The organism is Bradyrhizobium sp. 23AC (assembly GCF_054863025.1).
Window position 1 is genome coordinate 177,281 of the sequence record NZ_JAVAYN010000002.1, and the last position, 23,022, is coordinate 200,302.

Annotated in this window: 24 protein-coding genes; 12 read left to right on the forward strand and 12 right to left on the reverse strand. The window is 63.5% G+C overall.

Annotation, left to right across the window (positions count from 1 at the left end; genetic code table 11):
• Positions 1-20 precede the first annotated feature (20 nt).
• The 3 genes from RAD10_RS05985 (at position 21) to RAD10_RS05995 (ending at position 1,401) form a co-directional block, all read left to right on the forward strand.
• Positions 21-488, forward strand: coding sequence for a MarR family winged helix-turn-helix transcriptional regulator (locus RAD10_RS05985; protein WP_461616715.1), 468 nt, complete (start codon positions 21-23; stop codon positions 486-488).
• An 80-nt stretch (positions 489-568) separates the two neighbouring features.
• Complete coding sequence (locus RAD10_RS05990) at positions 569-955, forward strand: nuclear transport factor 2 family protein (RefSeq protein ID WP_461616716.1); 387 nt, start codon at positions 569-571, stop codon at positions 953-955.
• A 2-nt stretch (positions 956-957) separates the two neighbouring features.
• A complete protein-coding gene (locus tag RAD10_RS05995; protein WP_104465320.1) occupies positions 958-1,401 on the forward strand; it encodes a hypothetical protein in 444 nt (147 codons plus the stop codon).
• 1 nt (position 1,402) lies between these two features.
• Here the strand turns inward: RAD10_RS05995 and RAD10_RS06000 are convergent, their stop codons facing one another.
• Positions 1,403-3,634 (reverse strand): ATP-binding protein, encoded by a 2,232-nt coding sequence (locus tag RAD10_RS06000; RefSeq protein ID WP_461616717.1) that lies wholly within the window; start codon positions 3,632-3,634, stop codon positions 1,403-1,405.
• Between the two features lie 237 nt (positions 3,635-3,871).
• On the opposite strand from RAD10_RS06000, the gene RAD10_RS06005 reads away from it, so the two are divergent.
• The gene (locus RAD10_RS06005) at positions 3,872-4,642 is read left to right on the forward strand and encodes a DUF2189 domain-containing protein (protein WP_461616718.1); all 771 of its coding nucleotides are present in this window, start codon (positions 3,872-3,874) and stop codon (positions 4,640-4,642) included.
• A 192-nt stretch (positions 4,643-4,834) separates the two neighbouring features.
• Here RAD10_RS06005 and RAD10_RS06010 read toward each other — a convergent pair whose 3' ends face one another.
• Genes RAD10_RS06010 through RAD10_RS06020 form a run of 3 tightly spaced genes read right to left on the reverse strand, consistent with a single transcriptional unit; the run spans position 4,835 to position 6,121 of the window.
• Positions 4,835-5,347: an SRPBCC family protein gene (locus tag RAD10_RS06010; protein WP_461616719.1), complete on the reverse strand. Its 513-nt coding sequence runs from the start codon at positions 5,345-5,347 to the stop codon at positions 4,835-4,837.
• Positions 5,344-5,814 carry an SRPBCC family protein gene (locus RAD10_RS06015; protein WP_461616720.1) on the reverse strand — a complete coding sequence of 157 codons (471 nt, stop codon included), beginning with the start codon at positions 5,812-5,814 and terminating at the stop codon, positions 5,344-5,346. Before RAD10_RS06015 ends, RAD10_RS06010 begins: the two co-directional genes overlap by 4 nt.
• Positions 5,807-6,121, reverse strand: coding sequence for an ArsR/SmtB family transcription factor (locus RAD10_RS06020; protein ID WP_456843536.1), 315 nt, complete (start codon positions 6,119-6,121; stop codon positions 5,807-5,809). The genes RAD10_RS06015 and RAD10_RS06020 overlap by 8 nt, the downstream gene beginning before the upstream one ends.
• A 116-nt stretch (positions 6,122-6,237) precedes the next feature.
• Between RAD10_RS06020 and RAD10_RS06025 the strand changes: the two genes are divergently transcribed.
• Entirely contained in the window at positions 6,238-7,683 is a 1,446-nt protein-coding gene (locus RAD10_RS06025; protein ID WP_461616721.1) for an LVIVD repeat-containing protein, read from the forward strand.
• 258 nt (positions 7,684-7,941) lie between these two features.
• Complete coding sequence (locus RAD10_RS06030) at positions 7,942-8,562, forward strand: LysE family translocator (protein WP_461616722.1); 621 nt, start codon at positions 7,942-7,944, stop codon at positions 8,560-8,562.
• A gap of 3 nt (positions 8,563-8,565) precedes the next feature.
• Here RAD10_RS06030 and RAD10_RS06035 read toward each other — a convergent pair whose 3' ends face one another.
• The gene (locus tag RAD10_RS06035; RefSeq protein ID WP_461616723.1) at positions 8,566-9,369 is read right to left on the reverse strand and encodes an N-formylglutamate amidohydrolase; all 804 of its coding nucleotides are present in this window, start codon (positions 9,367-9,369) and stop codon (positions 8,566-8,568) included.
• A gap of 75 nt (positions 9,370-9,444) precedes the next feature.
• On the opposite strand from RAD10_RS06035, the gene RAD10_RS06040 reads away from it, so the two are divergent.
• On the forward strand, positions 9,445-9,843 hold the full coding sequence (locus RAD10_RS06040; protein ID WP_461616724.1) for a gamma-glutamylcyclotransferase family protein: 399 nt from the start codon (positions 9,445-9,447) through the stop codon (positions 9,841-9,843).
• Between the two features lie 56 nt (positions 9,844-9,899).
• Here the strand turns inward: RAD10_RS06040 and RAD10_RS06045 are convergent, their stop codons facing one another.
• Complete coding sequence (locus tag RAD10_RS06045; protein ID WP_461616725.1) at positions 9,900-10,463, reverse strand: chlorite dismutase family protein; 564 nt, start codon at positions 10,461-10,463, stop codon at positions 9,900-9,902.
• A gap of 214 nt (positions 10,464-10,677) precedes the next feature.
• Between RAD10_RS06045 and dnaG the strand changes: the two genes are divergently transcribed.
• Both dnaG and rpoD read left to right on the forward strand, forming a co-directional pair.
• On the forward strand, positions 10,678-12,711 hold the full coding sequence (gene dnaG / locus RAD10_RS06050) for a DNA primase (protein ID WP_461616726.1): 2,034 nt from the start codon (positions 10,678-10,680) through the stop codon (positions 12,709-12,711).
• A gap of 375 nt (positions 12,712-13,086) precedes the next feature.
• Positions 13,087-15,228 (forward strand): RNA polymerase sigma factor RpoD, encoded by a 2,142-nt coding sequence (gene rpoD / locus RAD10_RS06055; protein WP_038948160.1) that lies wholly within the window; start codon positions 13,087-13,089, stop codon positions 15,226-15,228.
• A 181-nt stretch (positions 15,229-15,409) separates the two neighbouring features.
• Here rpoD and RAD10_RS06060 read toward each other — a convergent pair whose 3' ends face one another.
• From RAD10_RS06060 to RAD10_RS06080, 5 genes are all read right to left on the reverse strand, one after another.
• A complete protein-coding gene (locus RAD10_RS06060) occupies positions 15,410-16,150 on the reverse strand; it encodes a hypothetical protein (protein ID WP_461616727.1) in 741 nt (246 codons plus the stop codon).
• Complete coding sequence (locus RAD10_RS06065) at positions 16,140-17,108, reverse strand: pentapeptide repeat-containing protein (RefSeq protein ID WP_461616728.1); 969 nt, start codon at positions 17,106-17,108, stop codon at positions 16,140-16,142. Before RAD10_RS06065 ends, RAD10_RS06060 begins: the two co-directional genes overlap by 11 nt.
• A gap of 350 nt (positions 17,109-17,458) precedes the next feature.
• Complete coding sequence (locus RAD10_RS06070; RefSeq protein ID WP_018318231.1) at positions 17,459-17,695, reverse strand: hypothetical protein; 237 nt, start codon at positions 17,693-17,695, stop codon at positions 17,459-17,461.
• A 543-nt stretch (positions 17,696-18,238) separates the two neighbouring features.
• Positions 18,239-18,580: a hypothetical protein gene (locus RAD10_RS06075; RefSeq protein ID WP_461616729.1), complete on the reverse strand. Its 342-nt coding sequence runs from the start codon at positions 18,578-18,580 to the stop codon at positions 18,239-18,241.
• Positions 18,581-18,698: 118 nt separating this feature from the next.
• Positions 18,699-19,640, reverse strand: coding sequence for an OmpA family protein (locus RAD10_RS06080; RefSeq protein WP_461616730.1), 942 nt, complete (start codon positions 19,638-19,640; stop codon positions 18,699-18,701).
• Positions 19,641-19,950: 310 nt separating this feature from the next.
• Here RAD10_RS06080 and RAD10_RS06085 point away from each other — a divergent pair, with 310 nt between their 5' ends.
• A complete protein-coding gene (locus RAD10_RS06085; protein WP_461616731.1) occupies positions 19,951-20,757 on the forward strand; it encodes a lytic murein transglycosylase in 807 nt (268 codons plus the stop codon).
• A gap of 142 nt (positions 20,758-20,899) precedes the next feature.
• Here the strand turns inward: RAD10_RS06085 and RAD10_RS06090 are convergent, their stop codons facing one another.
• Positions 20,900-21,730 (reverse strand): SDR family NAD(P)-dependent oxidoreductase, encoded by an 831-nt coding sequence (locus tag RAD10_RS06090; protein WP_461616732.1) that lies wholly within the window; start codon positions 21,728-21,730, stop codon positions 20,900-20,902.
• A gap of 121 nt (positions 21,731-21,851) precedes the next feature.
• Here RAD10_RS06090 and RAD10_RS06095 point away from each other — a divergent pair, with 121 nt between their 5' ends.
• Positions 21,852-22,226, forward strand: coding sequence for a response regulator (locus tag RAD10_RS06095; protein WP_018318227.1), 375 nt, complete (start codon positions 21,852-21,854; stop codon positions 22,224-22,226).
• 118 nt (positions 22,227-22,344) lie between these two features.
• On the forward strand, positions 22,345-22,956 hold the full coding sequence (locus tag RAD10_RS06100) for a LysE family translocator (RefSeq protein WP_461616733.1): 612 nt from the start codon (positions 22,345-22,347) through the stop codon (positions 22,954-22,956).
• Positions 22,957-23,022: the final 66 nt, after the last annotated feature.

Genomic DNA, 23,022 nt, shown 5'->3' on the forward strand with positions numbered 1-23,022 from the left:
AAAAGGGCTGACTTCCGACAATGGCCAAGACGTCTCAAGCCGCGGGACTTCACCGCGCCTCGCTCGACAAGCTGCACGATCTCGATGCGGCGCTGGAGCTCATGTATTACGGCTGGCGCGGCATGACGCTGGAAGCGGACGAATATCTCGCAAAGCAGGGCCTGTCGCGTCCGCATCATCGCATTCTCTACGTGGTGGCGCGGCGGCCCGATATTGCGATCGGCTCGCTGCTCGAGGTCCTCGGCATTTCCAAGCAGGCCTTGAGCCGGCCGCTCAGTCTGCTGCTGGAGCGCAAGCTGGTGACGTCGAAGCGCTCGCCCGAGCAGCATCGCTCGAAGCTGCTGCGTCTGACGTCCGCAGGGCAGCGCATCGAGCAACGGGCCTCGGACCACGAGCGCAAGGTTTTGCGCGAGGCGTTCGATCGCGTCGGCGCATCCGGGGCGGCGGCATGGATGGCGGTCATGGGGACGATCGCCGACAACAATTGACGGTTCTTAAAGTCAATGTAGTTGACATGAGGAGCGGGCTTTGCCACTGTCCTGGCAACAGGCCGGGGAGGGCTCGTGTCATGAGCGGACAGAATCCATTGAGCGCGCAGAAGATGACTCGCGCGGCCGCCGAACGCTTCGTCGCGGCATGGTGCGCGAACTGGTGCAAGGTCGATATCGACGCGGTCGTCGCGCATTTTGCCGAGAATGCGCAGATGCGCAGCCCTCTGGCGCTGACGCTGACCGGTTCTCCTGTCGTCGCCGGCATCGAGAATATCCGCAGCTATTGGCGAAAAGCCTATGGCCACATCGAAAGCGCGGACCTGAAGATCCTGAGCTGGAGCTGGGACGACACCATCGCGCGCCTGACGGTGTGGTGGCAGCTCGGAGACACGCGCGCCAGCGAGTTCATGGATTTCGACGACGCTGGCCGCGTCGTGCGCAGCGAAGCCTTTTACGGAAAATGACCATGCGCCTTTCGGATATCGTCCTGCTCCTCAACACGCTGTGGTTCGGCGGCGCCTTCATCCAGTTCAGCATTGCCCAGGCCAACACGCTGAAGATCTTGCTGCCGCGGGAAGAGCGCAGCAATCCGATCGCGCCGACCCTGGCGGCCAGCGTTGCGTTCCTGGGCGGGATGAACCTGCCGATAGGGTTGTTGTCGTTCTACCTTCTGGTTGCGCGTCCGCTCTTCTTCCAGCCGGTCGAGGCGCAGCTCACGCTGTTCCTGTTCTTTTCGGCCTGCCATTTCAGCCAGTTCGCCTATAACCTCCCGGTGCTGATGCGTGGCGGACGCGTCGGGGTCGCCTACTGGCCGGTGTTGAAGGGTCCGATGCTCCGGATCTTCGTCATCGACGCGGGCCTGTTCGCGGCCAATCTCGCAGTGGCGCTCCAGCTCGCGATAGCGTCCTGATCTACCGCGACGGCTCCGAGAGCGCGGCCCGCAGCATCGCAGCAAGATCCTTTCGCCGGAACGGCTTGGTCAGAATGCGGGCGTCGCCGCCCCCGTCCGGTGTCTTGACGGGAGTCTGGCTGTAGCCCGAGGTGAAGAGCACCTTGAGATCAGGCCGCAGCTCGGTTGCTTGCCTTGCAAGCTCCGGCCCGAACATGCCGCCGGGCATGACGACGTCAGTGAACAGCAGCTGGATGTCCCCGGGCTGGCGCAGCAGCTCCAGTGCTGCGGGCCCGTTCGACGTGGCGATGACCCGGTAGCCGAGCGTCCTGAGCTCGTTCTCGACATAGGCCCGCACCATATCGTCGTCCTCGACGAGGAGAACGGTCTCGTGTCCCGCTTGTGTGACGGTCGTCTCCGCGGGGCGCGGATCCTCGTTCGGCGGTGTTGCGAGACGGGGAAAGAACAGCCTGACGACACTGCCTCGTCCCGGCTCGGACTGCATCTGCACAAGTCCGCCGGACTGTTGTGCAAATCCGTAGACCATGCTCAGGCCGAGGCCGGTCCCCTTGCCGACCTCCTTGGTCGTGAAGAACGGCTCGAACGCGCGGCTGACCACCTCGGCGCTCATGCCGCTGCCGGTATCGGTGACGGCCACCATCACATAGTCGCCGGGCCGCGGCTCGCCGTTGACGTCGAGGTCGGATTCACCGAGCGAGCTGTTATGGACCTCGACCGTCAGCTTGCCGCCCTCCGGCATCGCGTCGCGCGCGTTGAGTACGAGGTTGAGCAGGGCCGTCGTCAGCTGGCCGGGATCGACGCTGGTCGGCCATAAATCCCGGTCGAACGCGAAGCGGCACTCGATGTGCTCGCCCAGCGTCCGGCGCAGAAGCTGCTCCATGCCGAGCACCTTCTCGGCGATGTCGATCTCTCTCGGCCGCAGCGGCTGCTTGCGCGCGAAGGCGAGCAGGCTCCGCGTCAGGTCAGAGCCGCGCTCGGCGGCGGTCGCGATGTCGCCGGCGATGCGGTGCAATTCCTTGTTTCCCGCCAGCTGGTCGGCGAGATGCTCCGAGTTGCCGAGAATGACAGTCAGGAGATTGTTGAAGTCATGCGCCACGCCGCCGGTGAGCTGGCCCATGGCTTCCATCTTCTGGGATTGGCTGAGCTTCTGGTTGAGATCCGCGATCGCGGCGCGCTGCTGCTGCAGCGATTCGGCGGTGCCGTTGAGCAGGGTCATCAATCCGCCGAGCTCGCCGCCCGGATGGGGCTCCGGAATGCGGGCGCTGAGATCGCCGCGGCCGAGCCTCTTCGCCATGGTGGCGAGCCGCCCGATCTGGCGGCCGATGCTCACGGTCGTGAGGATCCATAAGCCGGCCAGGAGCAGCAGCAAGGCCACCGCGAGAATCGCCATGTCCTCGTAAAGCCGGCGATTCGCCGCCGCGACCAGTCCGTCCTTGGAGCGTCCGACCATGATGGTGAGGCCGGCCTTGCGCATCGAGGGCGAGCGGGCAACGCCCCAGATCTGCGTGCGGCCCCCGCGGTCGGTGATTTCCCGAAATGGCTCGCCATCGGGCGCTGCGGCAAAGCGGAACAGATCGGAGCCCGCAATGGTCCCGCCGACGGGCTCGCTCCAGCCCCCGCCCTTGGGGGCGACCAGGACCGTACCTTTGGCGTCGACGAACAGGATGTCCTTCTCGGCGAGCAGCCGCTTGTCGTGAAATTCCGCGAATTTGTTCAGGTTGAAGGACGCGAGCAGCACGAACTTCAGCGCGCCCGTCTCCGATCGCACGGGATAGGCGATCTGGAGCACCGATAGCCCGGTGAGGCGGCCGAACACCGGCTCCGCGGCAACGACGCCTTGAAGACCCTTGACCTGTTTGAAATAGCCGCGGTCGTTCAGGTCGAGGGTGCGGTTGGTCCGAAGCGAGTCGCAGAACAGGCTGCCGTCGGGATCGATGGTCAAGATGCCCGTGAACTGCGGGTATTCCTCGCGCACTTCCGACAGAAACGCCGAGCACGCCGCCTTGTCGCGCGTGTCGAGGTCGCGGGCGCGGGCCAGACCGTAGTGGAGCTGGGCGGTGCCCTGGATCTTCTCGTTCAGATCGCTCGCGATGTCGTCGGCGGATGCGGCCAGATTGGCCAGCGCCGCGTCGATCTCGCTGGCCCGGTTCTGCACAAAACGCAGCCCGACCAGGATCGCCGGCACCAGCATGGCGGCGATGACGAGGATCAGTAACCGGGTACGCAGGCTCATCGGTGGGGCGGTCCGCTCTCAGGCGCATCTGCTCGGAGGTACAATTTGCGGACGATCGTCTGCCCAGTCCATAGCATTGGCGCGAAAATCGCACCGATGGTGAAGGATTTCACACCGCGAGCATTGTTACCTCGCAGCTGCTCTTCGCGCTGGTTCGCATCAAGTTGCGCCTGCGCGCGGCGGCGCTAGTATCGCATGCGCGCGACGAAAGATCGCGTCGATGTGTGGAGGGAGCTGATGTCCATCTCCGGCAAGGTCGATCCGGTGGTACGTCGCGTCGCGGCGACCGATATCGCCGAAGCGCTGATCGAGGGTCTGCGCGATTTCCAGGCGCTGCCGTTCTACGGTCTCTGCTTCGGCGCGCTCTACGCCGCCGGCGGGATCGCCATCATGCTGTGCCTCACCGCCTTCGGTATGGTCTATCTCGTCTATCCCCTGGCGGCAGGCTTCGCGTTGATCGGGCCGTTCGTGGCGATCGGGCTCTATGAGGTCAGCCGCCGCCGCGAGCGCGGCGAGCCGGTCTCCTTCAGCGCGATCTGGTCGGCCGTGCGCGCGCGCAGCGAGATCGGCTGGATGGCGTTCGTCACGCTGTTCGTGTTCGTGATCTGGATGTACCAGGTGCGGCTTTTGATCGCGTTGCTGCTCGGTCTGCACGCTTCGTTCTCGAGCCTTCAGGAATTCATGACCGTGGTGCTGACCACGAATGAAGGCTTGCTGTTTCTCGGCATCGGCAATGCGGTCGGTGCGGTGCTGTCGCTGATCCTGTTCTCGCTGACCGTGGTGTCGTTTCCGCTGCTGCTCGACCGCGAGGTCGATTTCGTCACGGCGATGGTGACGAGCGTGCGCGCGGTGGTGACGAGCCCGCTGCCGATGATCACATGGGCCGCCGTGATCGTGATGCTGCTGATCGTCTCGGCGCTGCCTTACTTTCTCGGGCTGATCGTGACACTGCCCGTGCTCGGGCATGCGACCTGGCATCTTTATCGGCGGCTGGTGGTGCCGGTGTAGCTAGTTGCTTTTCCTTTTGCCCTTGGGAAGTGCCGTAGGGTGGGCAAAGCGACTTGTCCGCCGTAGCTCGCAGAGCGAAGGCGGAAGCGTGCCCACGCGTCTGTTGCGGTGTCGACTCGGTCGTGGGCACGGCGCAAGTGCGCCTTTGCCCACCCTACGATACCGAGTTCGCGGAGACAGGCCCCGTCTCACTTACGGGGTCTTGATCCCCATCGCCTTGAGCGCTTCCAGCAATCTCACCGGCGGGGACATCTCGATCTGCGGCGCCTTGCCTGTCTCCAGCAGGCTCTTCAATCCAGAGAGGATCGCGGGCCAGCCGGTGCGGCCGCCAGAAAGGATGTCGTCGCTGAGCTCGCGGTCGTGGCGTTGGCTCAAGGTGAGCCGAACGGCTTCGCCGGCTGGCTCGATCTCGTAGGTGACAATGGTGGTGCCGAGCCTTTCCACGAGGTCGGGCCAATTGACGTTCCAGCTCACCGTGAGCCTCCTCGACGGATCGTATTCGAACACTTCGCCGCGGATGTGTTCGGAGCCGTCGGGTGCGTGCACGATGAAACTGCCGCCGAGCTTCGGCTCCATCTCCACCGCAAAGCCGGAGAAATACTGCTTGCTGAACTCGGCCGAGGTCAGCGCCTCCCACACCTTCTCCGGCGTCGAAGCGATGTAGATGGTGTAGACCGTCAGCGGCTTGAATTGATCGAGGTTCATTTTGCGTCGAATCCCTTGTTGAGCGCCGTGCGCGGGATGGCGAGGACTTTGCCCCTCTCCAGCAGGCTCTTGAGCCCGGACAGGATCGCCGGCCAGCCATTGGAGACGGCGCCGAGATATTTGCCGCCCTCGACGAAGCCGTCATGCAACACGGTCAAACGCACGAGCGCTCCGAACGGTTCGATGGTGAAGACGACGCGTGAGATTGGCTCGCCGCGCAGCTCTTCGAATTTCTGGTGTTTGAAGCTGTAGGACAGCCGCCGCGGCGGATCGGCCTCGAGGATTTCGCCGGAATCGGTGACTTCGCCGTCGAGCGTGAGCGCAAAGGGCGAGCCGACCTTCCAGTCGGAGCGGACCTCGGCCCCGAACCAGTACTGCCTGGTGAATTCGCTCGACGTCAGCGCTTCCCACAGCTTTTCCGGCGTGGTCTCGATATAGGTCACGTAGACGAACTCCGGCTTACTCATCGCGCTTCTCCAACTGGCGTTTCAACTCGCTGAGTGCGGCGAGCTTGCCGCGCTCGAATTTTTTGATCCAGCGTTCGCCGATCTGATGGATCGGCACCGGGTTGAGATAGTGCAGCTTCTCGCGGCCATGCCTGATGGTGGTGACCAGATTGGCCTCTTCCAGAATGACAAGGTGCTTGGTCACGGCCTGCCGCGTCATCGCAAGGCCCTCGCAGAGCTCGTTCAGCGTCTGGCCATTTTTGGCGTGAAGCCTGTCGAGCAGCGACCGTCGCGACGCATCGGCGAGCGCTTTGAAGACCTCATCCATGGCACCGATAATAGGCAACCAAATGGTTGCATGTCAAGATGGAGTCTTTGGCGCGCGCAATCGGCCGTGCTAGCCTCGACGCTCAGCCGATACAGATTGGTTCCGGGAGGACGTTGATGTTCCGTCGCGTTTCACTTGTTGCCGCTCTCGTCCTTTTCGCGTGCAGCACCGCGGCCCAGGCGCAGAAGCAGACCATCGGCGCGCCGCCTGAAGCGTCCAACATGAAGCTCGTCGGGAGCAACGACCTCCAGGCCCGCAGCGCCTATCAGCCGAGCATCCATCACCAGGGCGATCGCTGGATCGCCTATATCGGCCATCACGGCGGCACTGATGATGTGCCCGCGCCCGTCAACCCGATGACGGGCAAGGCCGAGCCGAACGGAACCTCGATCGTCGACGTCACCGATCCCGCGCGTCCGAAATATCTGCGGCATCTGCCGGGGCAGGAGGGCAGATACGAATCCGGCGGCGCGCAGATGGTGCGGGTCTGCGATGGCAAGACCTTGCCGAAGGGCGATCCCAACGCGGTCTACATGCTCAGGACCTTCGGCGGTGAGGCGCACGAGATCTGGAACGTCACTGATCCCGCGAGCCCAGTGCTCATCACGCGCATCGGCGGCCTGAAGGACACGCACAAGAGCTGGTGGGAATGCGACACCGGCATTGCCTATCTCGTCTCGGGCGCGCCGGACTGGCGCACGCGGCGGATGACGCAGATCTACGATCTCTCCGATCCCGCGCATCCGCAGAAGATCCGCGACTTCGGTCTGCCCGGTCAGGAGCCCGGTTCGACCGGCGCGGTGCCGACCGAATTGCACGGGCCGATCTCGACCGGGCCCGATGGCAACCGCGTCTATTTCGGTTACGGCACCAACAAGGGCGGCCTTTTGCAGATCATCGACCGCGACAAGCTCCTGAACGGGCCGAAAGAGCCGACGCCGGACAATCTGCGCTATCCCGAGATTTCGCGCATGCCGATGTCGGCCTTCAATGGCGCGCATACGACGTTTCCGATGCTCGATATGCCGATCGCCGAATTCGCCGAGGACAAGGACGGCAAGACCCGCGACATCGTCATGATCGTGAATGAAGCGATCCTCAACGAATGCGGCGAGGCGCGGCAGATGGTGTGGTTCGCCGACGTCACCACCGAGACGCGGCCGATGATGATCTCGAGCTACACCGTGCCGGAGGCGAGCGGGCAGTTCTGTCAGCGCGGCGGGCGGTTCGGCGCGCATTCCTCGAACGAGAACATGGCGCCGGTCTATTACAAGAAGATGGCCTTCATCGCCTTCTTCAATGCCGGCGTACGCGCGCTCGACATCCGCGATCCCTATCACCCGAAGGAAGTCGGCTACTTCATTCCGTCGATCACGGCTGCGACCGACAAGCGCTGCATCCCGATCGAGGGCGGCGAGCGCTGCAAGGTCGCGATCCAGACCAACAATGTCGAGACCGATGACCGCGGCTACATCTACATCGTCGACCGCGCCAATACCGGCCTGCATATCCTCGAGCTGACCGGCCCGGCGCGCAATGTCGCCGGCCTGCCGAAGAACTGACGATGCGGCGCGGAGCGATGCCGGTGTCGATGTTGGTACGCCGGCTTCCACATTCTCCGCTGTCATTCCCCGCGCAGGCGGGGAATCCAGTATTCCAGAGACGTTGGTGAAGTGCGGAGGCGTCGCGGCGTATTGGATCCCCCGCTTTCGCGGGGGATGACACCGTTGGTTGAGCGCGCACCCTGCGCTCATCTCACTTCCCTCTGCGCCCATCCCATGCATTAATACCCGCAAGCCGCCATCAGCCGAGTCTCCCCCATGATGTCCATGCAAGCCTATTTCGCCTTCGTCGCCGCCTGCATTGCGCTGGCGTTGCTGCCGGGGCCGATCGTCACCCTCGTCATCGCCAACGGCCTGCGCCACGGCACGCGTGCTGCGCTGACCAACGTGGCCGGCGCGCAGGCCGGCCTTGCCATCGTCATCGGCATCGTCGCGGTCGGCCTGACCTCGCTGATGGCGACCATGGGCTACTGGTTCGACTGGGTGCGCTTTGCCGGCGCCGCTTATCTGGTCTGGCTCGGCATCAGGCTGATCTGGGCGCCGGTCGAGGGCGTCGACGTCGACACGCCGCCTCCGCCGCCGCGCGGCGGCTTCTTCCTGCAGGGTTTTCTGGTGCTGCTGTCGAACCCGAAGGTGCTGGTGTTCTTCGGCGCCTTCATCCCGCAATTCATGGACATGAACCAGCCGCACTTTCCGCAAGTTGCGCTGCTGGGCGCGACCTTCATGGTCACCGCCGTGGTGACCGATGCGCTCTACGCCATCGCCGCCGGCCGCGCGCGAAAATTCTTCTCGGCCCGCCGCACGCGGATGATGTCGCGCATCTCGGGCGGCTTCATGATCGGCGGCGGCATCTGGCTGGCGTTGACGCGGGCGAAGTGAGGCTTACACCAGCAGCTCCGCCTTCAGCTCCACCGCGACCTCGGCAAGGATCCGCGCCAGCCGTTCGGCCCATTGCTGCTGGCCCGCGTGGTCGGCGATCAGATCCTGCCGGATCTCGATGCCGGTGTTGACGAGGCCGCGCCCTTCGCCGTGGACGGGGATGGTGTAGTCGGTGAGGTCGCTGACCGCGTAAGGCTCGTTGTCGCCGACGACGAGATCGCCTTCGCTGCGCAGATGTTTCAACAGCAGCTGCGGCAGCACGGTGTCGCGGTTGTAGAGCGCGGCGATGTGCCAAGGCCGCGCGACGCCGGCATAGACGGGCGTGAAGCTGTGCAGCGACACCAGCACCGTCGGCCGCTTGTCGTGCAGGCGGGCGTCGATCGCGGCATCGATGCGATCATGATAGGGCTCGAAAATCTCGCGCCGCCGTGCCTCGCGCTCGCCCTCCGAAATCCCTTCGTTGCGCGGGATCACTGTGGCTTCGGAGATTACGGGGATCGAGCTCACCGCGGCCGGCGGGCGGTTGCAGTCGATCACGAGCCGCGAATAGCGCTGCGCGATCAGGTGCGCGTCGAGCATCTTGGCCAGGCGGTCGGCGACGCCGGCGATGCCGATGTCCCAGGCGATGTGCCTGACAAGCTCGGCCTCAGTGACACCGAGATCGCCGAGCGCATGCGGCAGCACCCGTCCGTAATGATCCGAGGTGAGCAGAAAGGGCGAAGTCCCTTCGGCATTCACCTCATGCACGGGCAAAATATCGCCCTCGCCGAGCAGTTGATCGGCGGTCTCGGCCGTGTGCAGATCCATCCTGATTGCCTATGAAACGATTACGTGTCTAAACGGAGTAACGATATTGCACCGACGTCGCAACTTTAGAGCAGCATGACCTCCGATCGCCTTTTCGTCTACGGCACCCTGATGCGCGGCTTCGACCATCCGATGGCGCGGCTGCTCGCGGGCCACGCGGATTTTGTGGGTGAAGCGACCTGCCGCGGGCGGCTCGTCCTGGTGAAGCATTATCCGGGATTGCTGCTGTCGAATGCTGCCTCCGACATCGTCCATGGCGAGCTCTTCCGGATGCGCGTGCCTGACGAGCTCCTGGGCGAGCTCGACATGTACGAGGCCTGCGGCGAGGGTTTTCCGGAGCCGACCGAATATCTGCGCCGGCTGATCGACGTGACGATGGCTGACGGCACCACGGAGAAGGCCTGGACCTATGTCTACAACTGGCCCGTCACGGGTCTGCCACTCATCGAGTCCGGGCGGTTCTTGGCGCATTAATTGTTTTCGAGCATGATCTTCTCGGAAAACCGCTTCGCATTTTTCCGGATCATGCTCTAAGCCGACAGCACTTCCTTCACCACGCGCACGTCGACCTCGCGCTCGACGTAACTCCATTCCTCGGTTTCCCGGAGCATCGCCACCAGCTCCTCGAACAGCGAGGCCTGCGCGGGGGCGAATTCGAACCAGGTCAGGAAATCGAAGGGCTCGCCGAGGTCGCGGCAGTGATAGAGCTGCCGCGCGATCGCGGGCAGGAAACGAAGACTGCTCGCGATGTGGTGCGACTTGTCCTCGAAAATCTTGCGCCGCTCTTCCTGCGTCAGATCCCACCAGGCCTGCGATTTGCGGATCGGGATCAGTGCCGCGCTGGTTGCTTCCATCCGGCCGAGCCCGGCCTGCACGGCCGTGAGCTGCTGCTTCTCAGGCCGCTCGGTGTAGCGCAAATTGCTCGGGGCCCCGACCAGCCGCCACGCATTGCGCGAGGGCACCAGCGGCAACGAGACGGCCCCGCTGTCCGTCACCGACAGCGCCGGCATGAAGGGCAGGGGCTCGCCGGTCACGGGTGCGATCGAGATCACACGCCAGCCCCCGCTGTGGCCGCCCCGAAAGGTCCTGAACATGGGGGATATGGAAGCGTGGAACCGGGGCGGGTTCAAGGCTTTCCGTTGCCCGACCCGTCGCCCTTCGAGGCTCGCCGAAGAGGCGCACCTGAGGGGTGATGGGACCAAAGGCCTGTGAACAGCGCGTATAATCCTGACAAACCTGACTTTTAGGCCCGCCGCACCTATATCCCTGATCCTTCGCCCGACTCTAACGCTCGGCTAAACTCACCCCATGCGCTTCACGCCCCAATTCCTCGACGAGCTTCGTGCCCGGCTTTCGGTCTCCGAAGTCGTGGGCAAGCGCGTCAAGCTGAAGAAGGCCGGGCGGGAGTGGAAGGGGCTGTCGCCGTTCCAGCAGGAGAAGACGCCGTCCTTCTACGTCAACGACCAGAAGGGTTTTTACCACGACTTCTCCTCCGGCAAGCACGGCGACATCATCTCTTTCGTGATGGAGACCGACGGCCTGCCGTTTGCCGAGGCCGTCGAGCGGCTCGCCAGCATGGCGGGCCTGGCGCTGCCGGCGGTGACGCCGGATGCGGCGCGGCAGGAGCAGCGCCGCCGCACGCTGCATGATGTCATGGATCTCGCCGCGACCTATTTTGCGGAGACGCTGGCCTCGCGCGTCGGCGCCAAGGCGCGCGGCTATCTCGCCGACCGCGCGATCTCGCCGGCGACGCAATTGCAGTTCCGCCTCGGCTATGCCTCGCCCGATCGCTTCGCGCTGAAGGAGCATCTCGGCAAGCTCGGTGTCTCCGTCGACGACATGGTCGAGACCGGGCTGCTGGTGGCCGGCAACGATATTCCCGTGCCGTATGACCGCTTCCGCGATCGCGTGATGTTTCCGATCACCGATCTGCGCGGCCGTGTCATCGCTTTCGGCGGGCGCGCGCTGGAGAAGGACGTTCCGGCAAAGTACCTGAATTCGCCGGAGACGCCGCTCTTCCACAAGGGCGACAATCTCTACAACCACCAGACCGCGCGCAAGGCGACCCATGACGGCAGCGCGCTGATCGTGGTCGAAGGCTATGTCGACGTCATCGCCATGGTCACTGCGGGCTTTGCGGGGGCCGTCGCGCCGCTCGGCACCGCGCTCACCGAAAGCCAGCTGGCGCTGCTCTGGAAGATGGCGGACGAGCCGATCCTCTGCTTCGACGGCGACCGTGCCGGCCAGAAGGCGGCTTATCGTGCTGCCGATCTCGCGCTGCCATTCCTCGCGCCCGGAAAGAGTCTTCGTTTCGCGCTGCTGCCGGAAGGCCAGGACCCCGACGATCTCGCGCGCTCCGGCGGCCGCGGCGCCATCGAGGAAGTCATCGCGGCGGCGAAGCCGCTTGCCGAAATGATCTGGTCGCGCGAACTCGAAGGCGGCAACTTTGCCACCCCCGAGCGCCGCGCTGCGCTCGAGGCGCGCATCAAGGAGCTCGCGAACGGCATCCGCGACGAGGTGGTGCGGCGCTATTACCGCGATGATTTTGCCGAGCGGCTTCGGCGCACTTTCGCGCCTGAGGGTGGCCGCGGCGGCTTTGCCGGCCGGGGCAATTTCCAAGGAAATTTCCAAGGTAATTTTCAAGGCAATTCCGGCCGCCAATTCCAGCCCCGGGCCGCGGGAGGCGCGAATCGATTCGGCGGCCAGGGATTCGGTGGAGGGCGCCGCGGCCCGCCCGGTCCCATCCCGCTACCGTCAGGTCCCTACCAGGCGGCGAGCCCGCAGCTGGCGGCAAGCCCGATCATGCGCGGCCAGCGCAGCGCCATCTCCCGCCGGGAGGCCCTGATCCTGCAATGCCTGATCAACCACCCCTGGCTGCTGCACGACCATCTCGAGGAGGTCGCCGCCCTGGAGCTGGCCCATCCCGAGGCCCACAAGCTCAGGGCCGGCATCATCGCCGCCTTTGCCAACGACCACCACCACTCCGCGGACCCCGGCGAGCAGGCCGAAAAGATGCGCGGCGATCTCGCCAAAGGCGGATTTTCGCAAGTTCTTCAAAGGGTTGAGAACGGCATCACGACCGCGGCGGTGTGGGGCGCCCTCGAAGGCGCCGCCCCCGACGATGTTCTCGCCACCTGGCATCAGCTGGTTGCCTTGCATCGGCAATGGCATTCACTACTTAGAGAGCTGAAAGACGCCGAGCTGGCCTTGGGGGAGGACCCCAGCGAGGCCAATTTGGCGTGGCTGCGTGACGTCAAGGCCCGGATGGCCGAGGTCGACGGCACCGAAGCCCTGATCGAGGGTTTTGGCGAGCTGTCGGGTCGGTTCCAGAAGAGCGTATGATGAAAGAATCATGCGGACGGCCGGAGCCGGAACCGCTAAAAGACTCGCCAAATCCAAGGTTTGGCGGCAAAAACAGGGTTAATCGAGGCTTAACGGTCTTGTAGCACTTTGGCCACCAGGCGGCCGCAGGCAGAACAGACGCGTCAGGAATGAATCCGCGCATTGCTGTTGGCACTACACCTGCATCCGCTGCGACAAAGAGGCTGACGAAGCGTTAGGCATTTCCGGCGAGAGAGAGTTGGGGGTGGCGAGAGATATGTGCGCCGCCCTTTCCGTGTCGAGAGCTGCCGAAGCGAGAGCGTCGGGCAACAGGTTCATGTGAATTCAGGCAGACGCGGCGAGCCGACTGCATTGAAGCGCGTTTAGGAGCAATGGATGGCCACCAAGGCAAAGACGCTGCAGGCGAAGGACAAGGAAAAAGACGACAAGGCAGCGGACGCGCCGGAGAAGGATTCCCAGGACGCGCCCTCGCCGTTGCTCGACCTGTCCGACGCCGCCGTAAAGAAGATGATCAAGCAGGCCAAGAAGCGCGGCTTCGTGACCTTCGATCAGCTCAACGAAGTCTTGCCGTCCGACCAGACCTCGCCCGAACAGATCGAGGACATCATGTCGATGCTCTCGGACATGGGCATCAACGTCACCGAAGCCGACGATAGCGAAGGCGAGGACGACAAGGACGAGGGCGGCGAGGACGAGACCGACAACGAGCTGGTCGAGGTCACCCAGAAGGCCGTCACCGAGGTCAAGAAGAGCGAGCCGGGCGAGCGCACCGACGACCCCGTGCGCATGTATCTGCGCGAGATGGGCACGGTCGAACTGCTCTCCCGCGAAGGCGAAATCGCGATCGCCAAACGCATCGAGGCCGGCCGCGAGGCGATGATCGCAGGTCTGTGCGAAAGCCCGCTGACCTTCCAGGCCATCATCATCTGGCGCGACGAGCTCAACGAAGGCAAGATTTTCCTCCGCGACATCATCGATCTCGAAGCCACCTATGCCGGCCCTGACGCCAAGGCCGGCATGAACAATGCGATGATCGCTGGTCCCACCGGCGAGAACGGTGAAGCGCCCGCCGAGGGCGGCCAGGCCGCCGCGACCGGCGCGCCCGCGCATGTCGCTCCGCCCGCCGCGCCGCCGTCGCCGACCCCGTTCCGTGCCGCGCCTGCGCCGGGCGGTGCTGAGGCCGGCGAGGAGAAGGATCCGGGTGAGGCTGCGGCCGAGTCCGACATGGACGACGACGAGTTCGAGAACCAGATGTCGCTTGCGGCCATCGAGGCCGAGCTCAAGCCGAAGGTGGTCGAGATCTTCGACAAGATCGCCGACAGCTACAAGAAGCTGCGCAAGCTTCAGGAGCAGGACATCCAGAACCAGCTCCAGAACGAGTCGCTCTCGCCGCACCAGGAGCGCAAGTACAAGAAGCTGAAGGACGAGATCATCGTCGAGGTGAAATCGCTGCGCCTCAACCAGGCCCGTATCGATTCACTCGTCGAGCAGCTCTACGACATCAACAAGCGCCTCGTCTCGCACGAGGGCCGCCTGATGCGCCTTGCCGACAGCCACGGCGTCGCGCGCGAGGACTTTTTGCGCAACTACACCGGCTCGGAGCTCGATCCGCGCTGGCTCAACCGCGTCTCAAAGCTCTCGGCCAAAGGCTGGAAGAACTTCGTCCATCACGAGAAGGACCGCATCAAGGATCTGCGTCACGAGGTGCATCAGCTCGCCGCGCTGACCGGCCTCGAGATCGTCGAGTTCCGCAAGATCGTGCACTCCGTGCAGAAGGGCGAGCGCGAAGCACGCCAGGCCAAGAAGGAGATGGTGGAAGCAAACCTCCGTCTCGTGATTTCGATCGCCAAGAAATACACCAACCGCGGCCTGCAATTCCTCGACCTGATCCAGGAAGGCAACATCGGCCTGATGAAGGCGGTCGACAAGTTCGAGTACCGCCGCGGCTACAAGTTCTCGACCTACGCCACGTGGTGGATCCGGCAGGCGATCACCCGCAGCATTGCGGACCAGGCCCGCACCATCCGCATCCCCGTGCACATGATCGAGACGATCAACAAGATCGTGCGCACGTCCCGCCAGATGCTCAACGAGATCGGCCGCGAGCCGACCCCGGAAGAGCTTGCCGAAAAGCTCGGCATGCCCTTGGAGAAGGTCCGCAAGGTCCTGAAGATTGCGAAAGAGCCGCTCTCGCTCGAAACGCCGGTCGGTGACGAAGAGGATTCACACCTCGGCGATTTCATCGAGGACAAGAACGCGATCCTCCCGATCGACGCCGCGATCCAGTCCAACCTGCGCGAGACCACCACGCGCGTGCTCGCCTCGCTCACCCCGCGCGAAGAGCGCGTGCTGCGCATGCGCTTCGGCATCGGCATGAACACCGACCACACGCTGGAAGAAGTCGGCCAGCAGTTCTCGGTGACGCGCGAGCGTATCAGGCAGATCGAGGCAAAGGCGTTGAGGAAGCTGAAGCATCCGTCGCGGTCGCGGAAGCTGCGGAGCTTCTTGGATAACTAGTCCGTCTTGTTGGCCGGCTCAACCCGGCCCTCAGTGTCGATAGACGGCGGGCCGCAAGGTCCGCCGTCTTATTTTGGGGACTTCGATTGACGAACTCTGGATCGCATGCAAGTTTATCCGAGGCGGTAATCAGCAATTCGGTGGCTATGCGACCTGTGCTGATTGCCGCCACCTCCTCCCCCTAAGCTGAGATCCGTTGCACTCGAAAGATCGGGTGATGTGCCAACTTCAGCTCGCTGAATTCATCGACCTGCAATCTTTCCATGGCGTAGTCGGCAATTCTTGCATTGACTTTGTTTCGCTTCTCCGGCGTCCCTTTTTCGTATCGAACGAGCCCGGTGAAATATCCTGCGATTTGCATCAAGTCTGCGTCGTTGGACGTTCGATCAATGATTTGCGGATACCAAGGTTCAATAGCCCGTAGCTTGTTCTTGAACAGCCTGGGGTCGGTGACCCCATGATCCTTGATGTGCAGTGTCAACTTTGCATTCTTAGGTATTCTTAGAGACGCGAGTAAACGCTTGTGGATGGCTAAATAGCGCACGTCGATTTCCTCGGCGTTGTCGCTTAGTTGACCGATAGAAAAGTTTGTGCCCACAAAAACGATTGCGGTCTGATCGATGAGATGATCGATCAGACTTCGACAGAAAACTTCCTTCTTCCGGTCGGTGGACTTGAAGCGCGTTTTTCGGAAGTAGCTAGTTGATTTCCGTATCTCTTGAATCTTGCGGGTGCATTCGATCGTATCGCGGACGATCAGCGTGCCGATCACCATGTTATCTTCGAGGCGGCCACTTTGTGCGAGGTAGCAGTGGACGTCGGCTTCTTGAGCGATAACATCGTCCGGAACGATCGGTGCAGCCGTAGCCCCCAGCATGATCGCTTGCCAGATATCCCGGCGCGAAAGGTGACTAGCAGACATATGCTGGCTCCTTCATTGGAGGGCCGAGCGCGCGACCGAGCTCGCTCCTGCAGATTCCCGATACCTGGCTGAAGTCCGTCCTTCGAATGTCCGCGTTTCGATAAGAGCCGCCCGTTATCGGATAGTTAGAAAGCTTCGTGCTCGAAAGGTCGGTGTCATCTAGGACGATTTTATCCATCCTCGCAGACATGAGGTCCGCCCCAGCCAGTCCCTGTGCGGACGTAAAATTGGCTCCGCTAATGTCCGCCCTGTGCCATTTGACGTCGTGGACCCTGGCGAACTGAAAGTCCGTCCGCATGGCCTTTGCTTCTGTAAATACCGCGCCTGACAATCTTGCGCCGCGCAAGTTCGCGCCTACCATGTTTGCTTGGTCAAACCTTGCATTTGTGAGAATTGCTTCTGTCAGGTTGCCTCCCGGCAATTGGAGACGACGAAGGTCGCTCCCAGACAGATCAATTTTTGCGCAGCTCTGACCAGCAGTCAGGTCGCTAAGCGTCTTCACAGCGCGTTGAATATCGTCGCTCAGTCGCTCGGATGGGGACGAGAGGGACGTCGCGGCAAAACCTCTCACGAATGTAGCCAGCGCATTGCAGGTTCTTGCTGCACGGGGACTGCTCGATACAGCCATTTCCTTTAAGCCGTCGATTGCGGGTATTCTCACCAGCGGCGACGAATCTTGAAGATCTTGCAGCAAGGCGTCAGCTCGCTTGTCTAAACTAAGGTTGAGGAGTGCAGTAAGTGCGTAAGATAGAAGCCCTAAGACAAGTGCAATGATGGCGAGTGAGAACAGATAGGTCATCGCTCTCATCAGAAGTTTGTATATTTCCGGGCCAAGGACCAGCTCTAGCCTCAGCCGTTGAAAGATGATCCGGAACAGGTAGAACAGGATGAGCAGCATTAACGCCGAGAGCGATAGAGGCGTCTGAATTTTTTCGGCAATGGCAAATAACGTCTGCATTGAAAAATATCCCCAAAAATTGAAAAGTAGCTCATGGGTTATTTTCGCGCAAGGATTGTGCGTGATGTTTTTGAGTTGTGGTAGTTTCAGGAACGAGGCGTGCGCATAGGCGGCACGCGGAAGTCTGTTCGCTTCGGGCGAATGCGTTCAGTTCGCCGAGGGGTTACGATTGAAGCGAACTGCTGTGGGGCGTGCGTCAAGCCGAAGCACCGGCGCGGTCGCGGAAGCTGCGGTCGTCCCTCGACAACAAATTCGGATCGTCATACCCGGGCTGACCCGGGCATCCATCCAAACGAAAACGGCGGGCCGAAAGCCCGCCGTTTTGTCTGTGCTGATGCGTCGGGCTGATACTACTTCTTCTTCACCCCGACCCGCTCGATCCGCTTGATCTCGAGCGCCGGGCGGCCGCTCTTTTCCGCGATCTCGCGGTCCTGCTCCATGATGAAGGCGCGGGCGGGTTCGTCACCGTCGAGGCCGCCGAGGAGTTCGCTAGGCACGCGGCGGTTGGAGCGCTGGGAATCGTCTTCATAGAAGACGTTGAAAAAGGCGAATTCGCCTTTGGGATTGGTTCCGGGTTTTTTGGCCATGGCGGCTTGTCGTCGATTGGAGGGCCGCAGTCAAATGACTTTGGCGATCACCGACGGCAGTCCGGCCCCGAACGCAGGACTAAATGCGGCTGATCGAAATCCGGCTGCGGGGGAGGGGGCAGGCGCCTGCCTGCGATCTGCGGCGGCCCTTCGAGGGGACCCTTGCTCAACAACCCTTGCCTCAATAAACGGCGGGCCGAAGCCCGCCGTTTATTTTTGGTCTCAGTGTCGCCCGGGGCTGGCAGGGCGACAACCTAAAATAGAAGGCTATAGAAGGCGCCCTGCGATGGCAAGGCAAATCGTGGCGGCGTTGATGTCGCAGCGAGCGGATCAGATATGCGATGGTTGCGACGCGTGGTTTCGATTCACATCGAAGCAATTGTTTGGACCGTCAAACCAATTTGTTCATCTTGCCGGTCCCCGCGATGCAACGCGAGTGGCACACTGTGTCGGAAGGCGCGCCAGCCTGCACCTCTTCCCGCCTGCGTGCAGACAGTGTGATCTCGATTTGTAAAAGCGAGTTCCATCGGCGCCGCTCATGTCTCAATGCGCGCGCGTGCGCCGCGCCGTCACCTGCACGGCGAGCCGCGATCCGTGTCCGCCGCCCTTGCCGTTGTGTCCTTTAAGTCCCTGCGCCATGATCGCGCTGCCCATCGCAGCCGAGCCGAAGGTGATGAGGAAGGATGCCAGCAGCAGCGCGAGCGCGATGCCGGGCGAACTGTCGGCGAAGATCAGCTCGCGCAGATGTCCGGGGTTGAGCCAGAGCAGCCCGCCGACGAGGAGCGTCGCGGCGCAGGCGCCGATCGCGAGGTTGATGGCGAGCAGGCGGAACAGGGGGATGCGGAGGAGGCCAGGGCGGGCCGGCTTGTCCTGATGGTCGGGCATGGCTGGTTGCCTCAGACTTTGTCGCGCCCGGGAATGACGAGAGAGAGGATGTCTGCGGCATCCATCTCACGCCGTCCAAGCTCCGATGTTGACCCGCATCAAACTTCCGCGCGACGTTTCACGGCGCCACCAGCTCCACACGCCGGTTCAGCGCGCGGCCCGCGTCCGTCGCGTTTGGGCCGACCGGCGCCAGCAATCCGACGCCGGCGGTGCGCAGGCGCGTCGGCGCGATCCGGAAGCTCTTCACCAGCTCGGCTGCGACCGCATCCGCGCGGCGCTTGGAGAGGTCGAGATTGTATTCATAGGCGCCCTGGCTGTCGGTGTGGCCGACGATGAAGACGCTCAGTTGCGGCTGGCTCGCGAGCAGTTTTGCGATCTGCTCCAGCGTCGGGCGGCTTTCCGGCTTCAGCACCGCCTTGTCGGTGTCGAAATAGATGCCGTAGAGCGCGATGTGGCCGGTCTCACCCAGACCCTTCGCCATCGCGGCGGCGTCGACCATCTTGTTCGCGATGGCCCCGAGCTCGGCGACGGTGACCTGTGCGGTGATGTCCTGGTTGTTCTGGCTGACGATGACGCTGGCATAGGTCTCGCGTCCGCCCTCGGCCTTGCGGCCGGCAACATAGCGGTAGTTGAAGCCATCGACCCACATCTGCGGCACCGGCAGCGTGTCGATGCTCTCGGTGAAGGGGATGGCGCCGCAGGCCTCGGTGTCGCAGGCCAGCAAGGTCTCGAAGCCGGCCTTGGTGAGCTGCGTCTCGAAATTGCGCGACACTTCCAGGATCGAGGGACCGGGATTGGTGCGATAGGCGATGCGGACGATGCGGCCCTCGAGCCGCCGCGCATCGGTCGGCTGGCCGTCCCTGAAGCTTGCCGCCTGCATCCGTGTCGCGTCAAAATCCTTCACCACATAGCCGGTGACGACGCTGCCGGCGAACCGGCCGATGCCGGGATAGTCGCGCGCGCCCGCCACGTCGCGCGTCTGTGCGGAGACGGGGATTGCGTGCAGGAAGAGCAGGGCGGCAAGGACGAGCATTCCCGGGATTTTCTGCGGTGCGGACATCGGCACTCTCTGTCGGTTGCGGGTGTCGGTTGCGGGGGACGGGACGCAAGACGTTAGTCTCGCGCGCCGTCCTGCCGGTTCTAACCGGCGGAGCATTCCCGATCCGATTGTTCCGGAAAACACGCGCGGCGCAGGGCCGAGCGAGGTGATGACCTCCCGCTCGCTGCAAGCGGTGAGACAGTTTGATGCGGATCAAGCCTTGCGCTTTCAAGCCTTGTGCTTTCCAGCCTTGCGCTTTGACGCTCGCTGCTTTCCCGGGCATGATCCGCACGCTGCTTCGCAGCCAGGATTTTTAAGGGGATTGCTCCACATGCTGAGACTGCTTCTCGCCGCCGCGTCCGTCATTTGTCTGGCCGGCGGGTCGGCGCAGGCCGCGCGCTGCGGCGGGGACTTCAACAGTTTCGTCGCCACCATGGCCCAGGAAGCGCAAGGAGCCGGCGTCTCGGCCAGCGTGACCAACGCGGCCCTCAGCGGCGTCACCCCCGATGGCGCGGTGCTCGCCTTCGACCGGCGCCAGCGCCACACGTTCAACAAGAGTTTTGAGCAGTATGTCTCGACCCGCGTCGGCCCCGGCCGCATCAATGGCGGCCGCGCCCTCTTGCAGCGCCACGCCGCGCTGCTCTCGCGCATCGAGCAGCAGTTCGGCGTGCCGCGTTATATCCTGGTCGCGATCTGGGGGCTGGAGAGCGATTTCGGCAAGGGCGACATCGGCAAGATGCCGGTGGTCCGCACGCTGGCAACGCTCGCGCATGATTGCCGCCGCACCGATCTGTTCCAGGGCGAGCTGCTTGCCGCGCTGAAGATCGTGCAGCGCGGCGACCTGCCGCTGCGCGACCTGATCGGCGCCTTTGCCGGCGAGATCGGCCAGACCCAGTTCCTGCCGTCGTCCTACATCAAATACGGCGTCGATTTCGACGGCGATGGCCATGTCGACCTCCGCCACAGCGTCCCCGACGTGCTCGCCTCGACCGCGAATTTGCTCCACACCAGCGGCTTCAAGATGGGTCAGCCCTACGGCGAAGGCACCGCCAATTTCGAGGCGATGCGCGAGTGGAACAGGGCGGTGGTGTATCGCAAGACGATCGGGTATTTCGCCGATCGGCTGGCGGGGCAGTGACCACATACCCAGTCTCGTAGGGTGGGCAAAGCGTAGCGTGCCCACGACTTCTGTCGGCGGCAAGAGATCGTGGGCACGGCGCAAGTGCGCCTTTGCCCACCCTACGACAGCCGGGACCAGGCAACGCCTTCGCGTCCCGACCTCATGTTCCCTTCGCCATCTTCTCCAGCCGCCGCTGCAGCGGCGCCCAATACGTTCCCGGGCGGAAGCGCTGCAACAGGTCCATGAAGCGGGCGTCGTTGCCGATCAGGATGCGGGGCTCGTTCTTCTCGATACCCCTGATGATGCGCAGCGCGGCGTTTTTCGGCGTGGTCTTTGCCGCGGTCTCGAACCGCTCGATCGATTGCGCGCGGCGGGCATTGTCGGTGACGCCGACCCCGGTGCGAGAGTTGCGCGCGATGGCGGTGGCGACGCCGCCGGGATGCACGACCGACAGCCTGACCGGGCTGCCCGCCACCGCGAGCTCGTGCCGCACGCTCTCGGAGAAGCCACGCACCGCGAATTTGGCCGCCGCATAGGCCGATTGCCCCGGCGGCGCGATGATGCCGAAGATCGAGGAGAGGTTGACGATGTGCGCCTCCGGCCTTGTCTTCAGATGCGGCAGGAAGGCGCGCGTGCCGTGCACCACGCCCCAGAAATTGATGTCGAACAGCCAGTCCATCTGCGCATGGTCGATCTCCTCGAATGAGCCCATCAGCGCGACGCCGGCATTGTTGACGACGATGCCGAGCGCGGGATGCGCGGAGGCCGCCTCGTTCGCGAATTGCGCGATGTCGTCGGGCTCGCCGACGTCGACGCGGTGCACGCTGACCTTGCGGCCCTCACCGATCTCGGCCGCGAGCGTCTTCAGCCCGGCCTCGTCGCGATCGGCCAGCGCAAGATCGCAGCCGCGCCGTGCAAGCTCGATCGCCAGCGCGCGTCCGATGCCGCTGGCGGCTCCCGTGATTGCGGCGGCGCCGCGAATCGCTGTCATGATGTTCCCCGTCAAGCCTCTGCTGCGGGAACTATGCTTTACATTTTTTCAGAATGGAACTGAACCGCAGGCGCATTGGCTCCTTAACATACGTTACGCAAGCGATCGTTGGGAGACGCCGATGGGACAAGCACAGCCATTTCGTGCAACTGCGTTGATCGTTGAAGACGACGTCATGCAGCGGGAGATGCTGAGCCTGCTGCTGGAGGAGAGCGGCTACCAGGTGATCCAGTGCGAAAGCGCCGAGGCCGCCGAGCGCGTCCTCGACAAGAGCGCCGGCGCGCTCTGCCTGATGATGACCGACGTCCAGCTCGCGGGCCGCATGAACGGCGTCGAGCTCGCGCATGTCGCCAAGGACCGCAATCCCAAGCTCGACGTCGTCGTCACCTCCGGCCGTCCGTTGATGCAGCCCTTGCCCGACGGCGCAAAGTTCTGGGCCAAACCCTGGGCGCCGCTCGACGTGCTGCGTGAAGCCGAGCTCGCGCAGCTGGCGTGAGCGTTCTCAACCCGTCATCCCTGCGCAACGGCGAAGCCGTGGCGCAGGGATGACGGATCAAGACTGAAGGCCCAAGGCCCGGCTTCCCCGCCGCGATGCCGGGTGGTAGCGTCCGCCCATGACCTGGTCCTTCCTGCTCACCTCGCTCATCGTCGTCGCGTCCCCTGGCACCGGCGTGCTCTACACGCTGGCTGCGGCGCTGACGCGCGGCTCGCGCGCCAGCCTGGCGGCCGCCTTCGGCTGCACGCTTGGGATCGTGCCGCACATGATAGCGGCGATGCTCGGGCTCGCCGCCGTGCTCCACACCAGCGCGCTCGCCTTTGCCGCGCTGAAATGGGGCGGGGTGCTCTATCTGCTCTACATGTCCTGGCAGGCGCTGCGCGAACAAGGGGCGCTGGCGGTCGAGGGCGAGATCCGCGAGCGTTCGGTCGGCCGCGTCATCGTGACCGGCTTTCTGATCAACATCCTCAATCCAAAACTGTCGATCTTCTTCCTCGCCTTCCTGCCGCAGTTCATTGCCGCGGACGAGGCCCATGTGCTGGCGCGCATGCTGGAGTTGAGCGGCGCCTTCATGGCGATGACGCTTGCGGTGTTCGTGGTCTACGGCCTCTGCGCCGCTTCGGTGCGCGAGCACGTCATCTCCCGCCCGCGCGTCATGGCCTGGCTGCGCCGCAGCTTCGCCGCCGGTTTCGCCGCGCTCGGCGCCAAGCTGGCCCTCGCGGAAAGGTAGCTTCTTCTTCAACTCTCCCCGTAGGAACGGAGCGAGGGAGAACACCCAATAAAAAAGCGGGCCTCG